The organism is Paenibacillus sp. KS1 (genome assembly GCF_001680695.1).
In the GTDB taxonomy this organism is placed as follows: Bacteria; Bacillota; Bacilli; order Paenibacillales; family Paenibacillaceae; genus Paenibacillus_B; species Paenibacillus_B suaedae.
The window spans coordinates 1-12487 of record NZ_MAIS01000021.1; the positions used below are offsets into that span (position 1 = coordinate 1).

The following is a 12487-nucleotide window of genomic DNA, read 5'->3' on the forward strand; positions in this document are numbered from 1 at the left end:
CACGTGCTCCGAGCTTATTGCTCCTTGGCTAATGTGCTGAGCTTGGATACACTCCGGCTGCACATGAATCGATTCTACGCTCTCCGGGGCAAGATGATGCCCATGCACAGCATACGCTACGAGATGCGTCTCATCAATCGAGCCGCTGGCCATATGCTGGCTGTTTATTTCTCCTGCCGCCAGATGAGATCCATGGATAGCTGCTACTGATATATGTTTTGCATGGATAGCGTTGGGCCCTATATGGTCTTTCGTTACAGCAAATGGTTCAAGTTGAGACGATCCAATGATTATGGGCTCTGCTGGTGGGGGATTGACGAGATTATTCAACATCGTAAACAATTCATCATCGAGATGTTCAATACAAACTGCCCCAGATGCCAAGTGTTCGTCCGCAACAGCCTGTGGCTGAATATGTGTCCCTTCCACTGACCCTGGAGCCAGCTTGGAGGCCGTTACCGACTGTTCTGCAAGCTGATAAGTGTCAATCGCCTGTGCTTCTACATGCTTGCCTGATACCAATCCGGGAGCAAGATGCTCCGCCTCAACAGCTTGATAGGCAATTGCTTCCGAGCTTACTGCACCTTTTGTCAAATGGATGGATTCTACACTGCCCGCTGCTAATTTCTCAGAAGTAACACTCTTATTCGCAAGCTTGCTAGATGTAACCGACAAATCACTTAACTTGTCGCTGGATACACTCCTGGAGACAACTTGAGGGATGTAACCACATGATCAGCCAAGTGATGGGAGTATATGGAGGATGAACCTATGTGTCTGTCTCGTACAGCATGCGGAGCAATCTTCTCACTCGTCACCGCTTCTTGCTTCAGCATAGCCGCATCAATCGATTGAGCTCGGATATGTTCGTCGCTAATTGCTCCAGGTGAAATATGTTCATCCTTGATGGAGTACAGCTCTATTTCCTTGGCCCCTACTGCACCCGCACTGATGTGACGGGAAGTTACGCTATTGTCAGCCAATATCTCAGCCGTCACACTTTGATTCGTCAGCTTTTGACGAGTAACCGCCTCATCAGCGAGCTGCAAAGAGGTAACGCTGTGTACACCCAACTTGCTTGTTGTCACTGCCTCATCCACGAGATGCGCTGTGTTAACAGCATTCGCGTCTAAATGTCGCCCTTGTACTGCGCCTGAAGTAATCGTACGCTTATCAATTGCCCCGTCCTGCACATGCCGATTTGCAATGCTATCTTGCTCAATATGCTCCCCGCCGATCGACTCTTCCTGAATATGAAGACCGACTATGGCAAGTGGTGCGATCTGCTGCGTGCTTATTGCATGCTTGACAACATGACGCGACTGAATCATGGAATCTGCAATTTTTTGCGAAGTAATACTCTGATCGGCGATTTTGGAGGAAGTGACAGCTTGATCTATCAACTTCGCTGTTGCGACTGATTGATCCGCTAATTTATCTGTCGTTACAGCCTGTTCGTGCAAATGCCAGCTATGAATTTCTCCTTCGCGCACATGCTTCTGATGGATAGCTTCCTTCTGCAAATGGGCAGATTGAACTGTTTCTGCTGCAAGATGGATCGAATGAATTGATTGAGGCTGTAGATGATAGCTGCTAATCATATTCGGGGTAAGATGTGAGCCTTCAATTTGGTTGGAACCAATATGCCGACTCTCAACAGCACGTTCAGCGATGATACGACTCACAATAATTTCATCAGCTAAATGGTCGCTAACAATGCTAGAGGGGGCTATTTTATCGCTCGTTACAGCATGATTCCGCAGCTTCGAATTCGTGACTACATCATCACTAAGCTTGGATGTGTCCACAGCGCCATTGGCCAAGTTTTCCGTATGGATCGCACCGCTGCGTATCTTTTCAGAGGTTATGGATTGGTCTTGAATCAATTCATTCGAGATGATTAGTTCGCTCAAATGCTTCGTATGAATAGAGCCTTCCGCTAATTTATCAGAATCGATCGTCTTATCAGCCAGCTTCTCGGAGGTTATACTGCCGTCCTTAATTTTGCCTCCTGTAATAGAACGATCTCGAATTTTACTGCCTGAAATCGCATTGCGAATGAGGTGCTCACCCATAATCGAATCAGGAGCGATCTTCCCGCCAGTGATCGCTTCATCTGCAATTTTAATCGATGTGACAGAATGATCCTTTAGCGCATCAGAATCAATGCTCTCACGTTTAATCTTGGATCCGCTTATCGAATACGCAGCCAGTTTCTCATTGGTAACAGCCTCATCCACGATATCATCGGTATATACAATCGCTTTTGGCCGGAAAATGCTTCTCTTCTCGAAAAGCTGTTTTTCCTTCTCTGCCTGCACAGCTATTACTGCATCAACGTCTACCTTCAGCTCCGTTTGCTCAACTGGATTGTTTTCAAGCACATGGAGTGCGTCCATAGAGGAAGCATCAACTGAGGAAGCTACAACCTCTACATCTTGGGACACCGTTCCTCTAATAGGCTTTGATGGATTTTTAGTCTTCTTCTTTTCTGTGCGGGTTGCTTTCGAAAGCTTGCTATCTGCTTGCTTCGATGAAGGTGCGTTTACGCCAGTGAGTGTGGAAGCTTCGACTTCCGAAACTTGAGTGGACTGCGCCTTCTGCTCGCTATGCTCAATGTCTGGGGATATAGTGAATGGAGGTACAGGCGTTGGTATGTTCTCTTCTCTACTTACATGGGCATCCAAAGATGGTGTCTTCGACTTCGAAAAACCTCCACCTGCTGTGGGCTGCTTCATGGCAACATTGCCTCTCTTTGCCTGCTGAAGAGCCAGCTTTGCTTGTTTCATCAGATGGTTCATTTCTTCCTGTGCTGTCGCAAACGCATTGATGTTAGCTTTCTTGGACTGTGCAACACTATCGGGCTTAGATTTCGATAATTGATCCAAATGGGGCTCAGATTTCGATAATTGATCCAAACTAGGCTTAGATTTCGATAATCGATCCAACATTTTCAGTTCCGACCTATTCGGATTATCTACATAATAGGAAGGCCTCTTTCCTTTCGGGGACAAGCTCCCTTTTTTCTTTTTCACGCTGCACTCTCTCCTTTCCGATGGGCTTCTACCTACACCTAATCCATCATATGCACCCAGTGCTCTCCCCGACACTCGCCTATACGTATGAATCTATTGCTCTGCAGGAGCGCCTATTTCGTTAGCCCACCGCTCGGCTGTTTTGTCCCATGTAAAATGATTCTGTACATGTTCCACAGCCGCTTCCCCCATTCTCTTTCTTCGTTCATCATCATCCAATAACCGATTTAGTTCATTCGCAAGCCGTACGCTTAGCCGAAACGGCCGCACGAGCACGCCTGTAATCCCGTCTGCAACAACCTCTTGAATGCCTCCGACACGTGTTGCAAGTACAGGGACTCCAGAAGCCATCGCTTCCACATTGACTAAACCGAATGCCTCCTTCTCGACCGAAGGCATGACTACAACATCCGCTAGCAAATACCAATCCGGTATTTGTTCATGGGATACATAAGGGACGAATCTAACGTGCTTCGGATACACTCTGCCCAAACGCTCAAGCTTACGCACATAGACGGTTCTCCGTGCAGATCCATAAAACGCGCTGCCGACGATGACAAATAGCGCCTTAGGCTGCCTCGCAATGACACGCGGAATGGCCTTCAATAAATGATGAACTCCCTTTAAGGGAATAAGACGCCCGACATATAGAATGATTTTGCGATCCGCCCAACCTAGCATGTCCTTGCCTGCTTCAGAACGCTGCATTCCTTCTTCCGTCCATTTAGAGCGGAATCGCTCTTGGTCAACTCCTAATGTATTCACTACGATTCGCGAAGCACAACTTGGACAGACTGCTGCAACTTTGCGGTATAAATAGCGGCTGTTGACGAAAATCCGATCTGCTGCTCGAAGTGATGACCTTAATAATTTCAGGGGAATATGCTTGCGGCTCATGAAGGTGACGGAGTGAAGATTCAATATGATTTGGGCATTGGGAAAGGAACGCTTGATAGGGAGAACAAATCGGGGACGGTTCTCAATTTGAATCGTATCAGGCATGAACTGAGCCATACTGCGAATAACCCCCTGCACGTACATCCGTGCATGGCTCGCTCGAATTCGAACACAAGGAACACCCCGAACCGTGTCTATCTCTTCCTGGCCGCTCCACAGTCTTGCATAAATTCGTGCATCTATTCGCTGAGCAGCCTTGCTTACCACATGCTCCACGACTCGCTCAACGGAGCTGCTCGATCCAGAAGGAATCGGGAATGTTCCTGGCGTAATGACAGCCACCTTCTGAAGATGCATTTCGTTCCTCCTCATCTGCTTAGCCAAGCATCAAATTTAGTCATTATGCCTTCATCCACTCGTCCATACCGCCAATACTGGACATACATACGATGCATTATCGCCGATGGCTATTTGTATATCGCATTTTTGCCCCTAAGGAGGTATGACCATGTCCGATAATCGAATCGGCATTTTGTTCAATGCTCCCTTGCTGCGTGGACTCATCCGTGGTAAGACGAAGCACGAAGCTATCCTGTTCTATGAAGAAGCTGCGCGTCAGAACGGAATCATCCCTTGCTTCTTCCGAATTGAAGATGTAAATACACGTCGAATGGAAGTAGCCGCATATGTAAAAGGGCCGACTGGCTATGTTCGCCGACGCATGCCTATTCCACGAGTCATTCATAACCGAGCGATTTATTTGCGTCCCACTTCACGCGCGCGTATCCGCTCTCTTGTTCAAACGAATATTATCTTATTCAACGAGGTCAATCGATATGGCAAAATGAGCATTCACAACGTACTCAAGGCAGATCATATGATCGCCCCACATTTGCCAGACACAACCCTCGCAACTCGTTCTTCTATCGCCAGACTCATGGAACGCTATGACGCGATTGTACTGAAGCCTAATAACAGCAGCATAGGACGAGGGCTCACCAAAATTGAGCGAACAAGCAAAGGGTGGAGAACGAACTACATGCTGCGAACGTCAACAGGGGGCCGTAAATGGAGGACCGTCGAGATGCCTGAGGGGAAATTGCCCGCATCCGTGAAGTCCCAAATGCTGAAGAAGGCCTTTTTGGTTCAACAGCTCTTGCCGCTCGCTTGCTATAAGGGTAGACCCTTCGATCTACGTGTATCCGTACAACGAGACGGAACCGGAGAATGGAAAATCACAGGAATCGTGGGCAAGGTTGCACCATCGCATACATTCGTCACGAACGTAGCTCAAGGCGGAACAGTCTATCCATTTGAACTGCTGGCAGCTTCTGCACTGCCTTATATTCCGCTTGATATCCTTCGCGAACGAATCAGCCGCTTCTCCTTAGATGTCGCTTCACGGCTATCACACACCCTGCCCCATCTTGCAGACTTAGGACTAGATATCGGGATCTCTCCTGATGGAATTCCTTTATTTATCGAATGCAATGGACGAGATCAACGTTACAGTTTTCGTGAGGCTAATTTACTTGAATGTTGGAGAGCAACCTATGTGAATCCCATTGCCTATGGCGCATCTCTGCTTCGTCAAGCAAGTCAATAACCCTCTTTATTCTTAGCGTTGTGTAGGATCATATTGAAAATGATGGCGTTCTGTGTCAAGATAGTCCACAGGAAACATGCTTCTTATTCTGTTTCTTGAGGCTGAAAAATACAGGACGCCCTTAATTCAGGTGTCTTATAAACCAGGTGATTAATTAACAATGAAAAAAAGATTTTTACGGCTACTAACTGAATTATCCTCACGCAAGTGGGTATCTCGCATCGCAGGCCGCTTCGCCAACTCCGGATTAAGCCGCCGATTTATTCCAACCTTTGCGAAGACGTACAATATCCGTGTTGAGGAAGCTGAGAAGCCTATGGATCAATACGGGACTTTGAATGAATTCTTCACTCGCAAGCTTAAGCCAGATATGCGTCCTATTTCTGCTGCAGAAGACCAGCTTGCTAGCCCTGTAGATGCAATGATTACAGGTATGGGGCCAATTCAGGAAGGCAGTATATTTAATGTGAAGGGGCAGGATTATACTCTCGATGAGATGCTGAACCACTCTCCTCATCGACAAAAATATAGTCATGGCTATTGCTTCGTGCTGTATTTAAGTCCTTCCGATTATCATCGTATTCACGCCCCCGTTACGGGGACCACTGTGGAGAGCGAACATGTGCCTGGGCGTGTCTATCCAGTAAATGATTTTGGTCTGCATCATATGCCGCGTGTACTTAGCCGCAACGAACGACTTATCACGTACATACGACATGGACAAGGTGAAGTAGCGGTTGTGAAAGTTGGGGCACTCAATGTGAGCAGCATCCGTTATTCGGATGATAAAGTGAAGTCCAGCTACGAGAAGGGGCAGGATCTTGCCTATTTTGAATTCGGATCAACCGTTGTGCTGCTGACAGAAACGAATACATTCGAGCCCCTGGAGGGATTAGCGCTCGGCGCCAAGGTTAGAATGGGAGATTGCTTGGGAACGTTCCATGCGAAGACTGAACGCGTACAGAAGACACAGAGCTAACCCTACTTGCGTTCAATAGCATCTTACTGAAAAGGGGCTTTTCCATAGGCCATGAACCATGGCAATTGGAAAAGCCCCTTTTTCTGTGCTCATTTTCTCAGGCACCGACTACTAAAGAAAAGCGCTATAACTTTCTTTAAGTAGTTAACACTGCTCTTTTTAAAATGCTCTTTTTCTGAAATTCCACAATATAACCGTCCAGCTCTTGACTAAGTCGAACGACAGTAGCATCTGTCAGATTCCGGCCATCCGCTACAGCACTGATCATGTTCAATCGTGTCTGCTCCAATTGTCTCAGCAAGGCCTCATCCGTTTCCGTTAATCTAGTGAACATGGATATCCCCTTTTTGAAATAATCGATAGCTTCTTTCTGTCTATTCATTCCGCTCATTACTTTCCCTTTGTTGATGTAATAGTTTGCAAGTTCATTGATTTTCATAGGATTGGAGAAGTCTTCTTCCAGATAGTCTGATTCACCTTGGAGCAAATGTTGTGCTGCATCTATATCTCGTTGTTGAAGATAGATATGAAGTAGTGAGTTTACAATATTTGATTTGTAAGTCGATGACTCCATACACAGCTGCAAATGGTAGATAGCTGATTCCGTTTCTCCCCGTTGCTCATGAAGCTTTGCCTTCATAAAAGATACATGATCCCTAAGGAACGGGAAGCGTGTCAAGTGAATACGATTTAGGTACTGCTCTGCCAATTCAAAATGAGATTTATAATAGTAAGAAGAACTAATTAGTAAAATGGAGTATGCTTTATAGGTACTCTCTGTCTTATCACAGGCCAGCAATAATTTCCCGAGTTTAATACTTTCATTATACTTGTACAGTGTAAATGCATGGACACCTAACTTGTAATATAGAATAATACGATCTTCACTGGTCAGATCTTCAGCATAGGCAAGTACTTGCTCACCCGAATGATAGGTTTGCTCCATTTTACTGAAATCATCCCGTTCCACTAAATACCGATAGAACAATCCTTTTGCAACATGTGTCTGTAAGCCTTGTCTTTGAGCATACATAATTGCATCATCCATTAATTCTAGCCGAGACTCTAAGCTGCCTGATCCTTGCTGTACGATGCTTAATATCTTCCCAAAACGCACTTTAGAATTCTCGTCCTGAGAGGCCATTAGATGAACCATTACTTCTCTAGCCAGTGAGATATCGTCTTCAGACAACACGAGTTGTTGCAGCAGACAGAACCATATCTCCGATTGAATCTTTGTAGCGGCAAGAGCACTTACGACTTCATGAGCAGGTATATGTAAAATAGAGAAAATGGGTTGTAGGATCGCATAATCTCGTGGAGCTCCGCCATATTCCAGGAACGAAATTCTCTTGTTATTTACACCTGACCTGTTCGCAAGTTCCTGCTGAGTCATATTCAATTCATCTCGATAACGACGAATCAACTCCCCCAAGGTCTCATCTCTCGGTTTTACAACCCCCATGCATGTATCCTCCATTACACTTGCTTGATGACTCGTGAGTGAATCTCTATCTGGAAACAAAAGAGATCAATTGTGCTTATTTTTCTTATTAATCTCTTAATAGAGAATTCTTAAATATTCCCTTTTTCTGTATTTCAACGATATAGGTATCAAGCTCTTGACTGAGCTGCACAACAGAGACATCTGTTAAATTCCGTCCTGTTTTGGCTGCATTCATCATCTTCAACCGTGTGCGCTCCATCTTTCGTAATAAAACTTCATCAGCTTCGGTTAATTCAACAAACATGCTTACACTTTGGATATAGCAATCAATGGCTTCACTGTTTTTCCCCCATCGATGAAGCCATTTTCCTTTATTGATGAAATAATATGCGTGTCCTTTTATTGAAATTGGGTTAGTGTATTTTAAATTGAGGTATTCATGCTCACGTTGAAGTAATTGAATGGCAGAAGAACTATCGTTTCTGAAGTAGTATACTTCTAGAAGTGAATTTACAATATTCATTTTATAAGAGCATGTATTCAAACATTGGAGCAATAATGAGATTGCTATTTCCGTATTTCCTTTTCTTTCGTGCAGTTTTGCGATCATAAAATCAACATTCTCTTTTACAAAGGGATGTTCCATTTTACTAAATATCTTTAAATATTTTTCACATTCTTCACATTGATCTAGTTGATAATAAGAAGAACAAATAAGTAATGTGGAATACCCTCTATACACGCTTCTATCTTTATCTTCAATTATGGATTTTGTGCAATATGTAATGGCGTCTTTAAACCAGCGCAAATTATAAGCATGCACGCCTAACTTGTAATAGAAAATCACACGATCGTCTCGAGGGAGCAACTTGACATAAGGAAGTACATCCTGTCCGGATTTGAACGTTTCCTCCATCTTACTGAAATCGTCCCGCTCCACTAAATACCGATAAAACAGTCCTTTTGCAACCAAGCTCTGTAAATCTCGTGATCTAGCATAGGAAATCACATTGTCCAGTAACTCAAGCCGCATTTCAATGCTGCCAGTCCATTTTTGAATCATTTGATATAGCCTCAGCAGCAAATCTTCACAGTCCTCATTACAGCGAGCCAATACGTGTACAACAATGTCTTCGCATAAACGCCTATCCTGACTAGGCAAGGATGCCTCTAGTAGCGACAGCCATAATTCTGTACTTACTTCTTCTGTCACCAGATGAGCCACTATTTCTGCCATCGGGATATGCAGCACTGCAAGAAGTGACTTCAGCACTGCATATTCTAATGGAATTTCCCCTTTTTCAATTGCGATAACACTTTCATGGTCTATACCTGCTTCTTTTGCAAAATCCTGCTGCGTCATATTCTTCCGATTCCGGTAACATTGTATTAGTTCCCCTAGTTTCTCGTGCACCATAACGGAACGCATTCATGTTTCCTCCGCTTACAGGATATCAGCCAAACATTGGCTACTAGCTTATCCAGCAATATCAATTTCCAAGATCGCCTTTTTTAGCAGTCTTTTCTTTTGAATTTCAACCAAATACTCATCGAGCCTCTGACTAAGCTCAATGACCTCTACGTCAGTGAAAGTTTTGCCCTCTTCGAGTGCTTCCTGCAACTGTTCACGAGCTTTTTCGATTTCGTCCAGCAGTATTTCATCAGATAAACTGATTTCATTAGTTGGGATATCAAAGTAAAACCTCATCTTGTTAGCCTCCCTTTTAATGAGATTCTATATTATAGTGATTGTTTCTATTATCCGACAATTATGTATCATTGTCATTATATAACATTCTGCTTGTTTCACTATGTTTCTCTAAAATAAGATATATTCGACGCTGTTCAACATTTGTTGCGTTGCATAGTAGACGACAAAAAAAGGACGCTAGAGTTAGCGTCCTTAATTAATTGCTACCAAGCTATTTCTGCATCCTTTCCTCCTGAGAACATATAAAACTGATCACTCTGGTAAACGGCCTCATTACTGTATGATTGAACATTCTTTCGAACATCATTTTTCGCTTGGTACCCATTTGTAAGTGTAGGCATTAGAAGAAGTGAGGCCACAACAAATGGTACGAATAACTTAATTAATTTTTGTTTCAATGATTTTTCCTCCTTATTTTTTTAAGTCAGCAAATAAAATATGTACTTGTTTCATCAGGTCAAGATCGTTACTAAAAGATCCAATTAGACAAAAAATATGTTCCAAGCACTCGTAAATTTTTTTATGTTCGCTCAATTCCACAAACATAGTAGCACTTGTAATAAAATTCTGAATTGCTTCTCTTACATCACCTGTATCACACAAATATTTTCCTTTATTCAAAAAATAATGTGCACGTCCAGAAACAATAATCGGACTTTCAGAGTGTTGAACCAAATACTCTGATTCACGTTTAATCAGTTCAGTTGCTGAATCAATATCATTATGCAAACGATATATTTCTAACAGCGAGTTCACAGCATTTAATCTATAGGATGGAAGTTCTAAGCAATCCTTAAATTGTTGGATTGCCAAGCGAATATTCCCTTTTTTCTCATTCAATCTAGCAGTCATATAGTCTACATTTTTCTGCACGAAAGGAAAGCTGAACAAACTAAATGTTCTCAAATATTTTTCCGCCATATCATATTGCTCAAGTTCAAAATATGACGAACAAATCGCTAAAGTAGAGTATGCGCTAAAACTGCTTTCCACATCTTCTTGAATGACTGCATTTTTACATAACTCTATACATTCATTGTACAGGCCCAAATTAAACGCATGAACGCCAAGCTTGTAATATAAAGTGGCTTTCTCCTCACGAGATAGAAATTCGACATAATGGAGCACATACTGTCCGGATTGATAGGTTGCCTCCATCTTCGAGAAATCGTCTCGCTCAATCAAATACTTATGTAAGGTCCCTCTCGCAACGAAGCGTTGAATTCCATGACTTCGTGCATAGGTAATAACGATGTTCAGTAATGAGAGCTTCAGCTCATTATCGTTCGATATTTCTTGAACTATTTGAAAAAGCTTGCCTAGCAGAACTTCGCTCTCTTCATTGCGGGATGCTAATAGATAGGAAGCGATCTCAGCTGACAAGGAGTAATCCCCACTCGATGTTGAATTATGCAATAATCCGAACCAAGTGTCTGAACGATGGTCAGTCAAGGACAAAGCATCAATCACTTCGCGCAAGGGCACGTTCAGAACGGAAATAATGGGTTGTATGGTCGCGTAATCAGGCCGTTTAATGTCCCCATTCTCAATCTTGGAGATGCTGCCTCGGTTAATTCTTGTCAACTCCGCCAGCTTCGCCTGCGTCATTGACCGTTCATACCGATAACGTTGAATTAATTCTCCTAATGTCGAATAAACAGCACTGATGGAACCCACTCCATCACCTCCTTATTATGGAATTTATTGTCTTAATTCTATCATTATATATATCTCTTGTAAATCCCTCACATTCCAACAAAATGAATATTTATTCGACTCGCACTTTCTACTATTAAAAGTAAACTAGTGAACACCTTTTGTCGATAACCTCGTGCTGAATTTATCGTTCCTTAACAATTCTAATCATTATGTAGGCAGATAAGGTTGTCGTTTTAGAGCAAATCCACACCCAGCAAAAAAAGCTGCCCGGACAATAGTGCCCAAAGCAGCTTGTATGATCCTTTTATCGAATTTCGGACGGGCTCCGTCCTGTATATTGCTTAAACTGGCGGCTGAAGAAGAAGATATCTCTGTACCCTAATGCATCCGCCACTTCCGTCACATTCATTCCAGCATGATGCAGCAGATGCTCCGCTCGTTCAATTCGAGAACGAATAATATACGTCTGCACAGACATCCCGATCAGTTCCTTGAATTTCACTGAGAAATAACGCGGGGACAACTGCGCTCGCTTCGCCAAATGCTGAATACGATGATTGGCACCCGGATTTTGCCTGATATAATTCGCAATTTCATGGATGGATTCCGCAAGCTGATGACTCGTCTTCCGCTCATCCGGCTCTTCCTTGTCTGCGCGCAGCAGATGTATCATCAACTGCTTCAGCACAAGCTGAGCTTCAATCTCTGCACCATACGTATCCCGCAAAAACAAGCGCACATATCTGGCAAGCAAATGTTCGAAGTCAACCGTTTCGTGCAGTTCTCGATAGGACATGGGAATGTCCGACAATGATGCATCCACATCAAAATGAATATAAGTTAATGTCAGCGGCTTTTGCGGATTATGTGTTGCGGATGTGTGATCCCCCGGACGGAATAAGAAGCAGCTGCCTTTGCGAATCTCATAGACTTCGCCATTCAGCGTCAGCTCCCCCTCCCCACTCCATACATAGAACAGGTCATAGTTCGGCATTGGCTTCTCTCGCTTCTGCCATTTCCAGTTCGGTTCACATGTAATCTTCGCGCAAGCCGGCTTCAGAATGTACTGCGTCGGCGATGCTTGTAACACGGTAGTGCCCCCTTCTTTCTCTCTAACATGGTCTCTTCTCCATCATAATTAAGTCAATTTCAT

Annotated in this window: 10 protein-coding genes and 1 pseudogene; 2 read left to right on the plus strand and 9 right to left on the minus strand. The window is 43.7% G+C overall.

Translation table 11 applies throughout. The annotated features are described in order from the left end of the window. From BBG47_RS09250 to BBG47_RS09260, 3 genes and pseudogenes are all read right to left on the minus strand, one after another. A pseudogene (locus BBG47_RS09250) lies at positions 1-675 on the minus strand (hypothetical protein); the annotation flags it as partial. A gap of 5 nt (positions 676-680) precedes the next feature. Continuing rightward, positions 681-3035 (minus strand): hypothetical protein, encoded by a 2355-nt coding sequence (locus tag BBG47_RS09255; RefSeq protein ID WP_065291510.1) that lies wholly within the window; start codon positions 3033-3035, stop codon positions 681-683. 93 nt (positions 3036-3128) lie between these two features. Beyond that, complete coding sequence (locus BBG47_RS09260) at positions 3129-4289, minus strand: glycosyltransferase family 4 protein (protein ID WP_065291511.1); 1161 nt, start codon at positions 4287-4289, stop codon at positions 3129-3131. Positions 4290-4440: 151 nt separating this feature from the next. Between BBG47_RS09260 and BBG47_RS09265 the strand changes: the two genes are divergently transcribed. Beyond that, entirely contained in the window at positions 4441-5538 is a 1098-nt protein-coding gene (locus tag BBG47_RS09265) for a YheC/YheD family endospore coat-associated protein (RefSeq protein ID WP_065291512.1), read from the plus strand. Positions 5539-5698: 160 nt separating this feature from the next. Next, positions 5699-6517, plus strand: coding sequence for an archaetidylserine decarboxylase (gene asd, locus BBG47_RS09270; protein ID WP_065291513.1), 819 nt, complete (start codon positions 5699-5701; stop codon positions 6515-6517). Between the two features lie 136 nt (positions 6518-6653). Here the strand turns inward: asd and BBG47_RS09275 are convergent, their stop codons facing one another. The 6 genes from BBG47_RS09275 to BBG47_RS09300 all read right to left on the minus strand — a co-directional run bounded on the left by BBG47_RS09275 (position 6654) and on the right by BBG47_RS09300 (position 12424). After that, a complete protein-coding gene (locus BBG47_RS09275; protein WP_065291514.1) occupies positions 6654-7982 on the minus strand; it encodes a Spo0E family sporulation regulatory protein-aspartic acid phosphatase in 1329 nt (442 codons plus the stop codon). A gap of 88 nt (positions 7983-8070) precedes the next feature. Continuing rightward, a complete protein-coding gene (locus BBG47_RS09280; RefSeq protein WP_065291515.1) occupies positions 8071-9393 on the minus strand; it encodes an XRE family transcriptional regulator in 1323 nt (440 codons plus the stop codon). Positions 9394-9441: 48 nt separating this feature from the next. Continuing rightward, entirely contained in the window at positions 9442-9672 is a 231-nt protein-coding gene (locus tag BBG47_RS09285; RefSeq protein WP_021252699.1) for an aspartyl-phosphate phosphatase Spo0E family protein, read from the minus strand. A 206-nt stretch (positions 9673-9878) separates the two neighbouring features. After that, a complete protein-coding gene (locus BBG47_RS09290) occupies positions 9879-10073 on the minus strand; it encodes a hypothetical protein (RefSeq protein WP_044354291.1) in 195 nt (64 codons plus the stop codon). A 13-nt stretch (positions 10074-10086) separates the two neighbouring features. Next, the gene (locus BBG47_RS09295) at positions 10087-11352 is read right to left on the minus strand and encodes a helix-turn-helix domain-containing protein (RefSeq protein ID WP_065291516.1); all 1266 of its coding nucleotides are present in this window, start codon (positions 11350-11352) and stop codon (positions 10087-10089) included. A gap of 286 nt (positions 11353-11638) precedes the next feature. Next, complete coding sequence (locus tag BBG47_RS09300) at positions 11639-12424, minus strand: helix-turn-helix domain-containing protein (protein ID WP_028533760.1); 786 nt, start codon at positions 12422-12424, stop codon at positions 11639-11641. Positions 12425-12487: the final 63 nt, after the last annotated feature.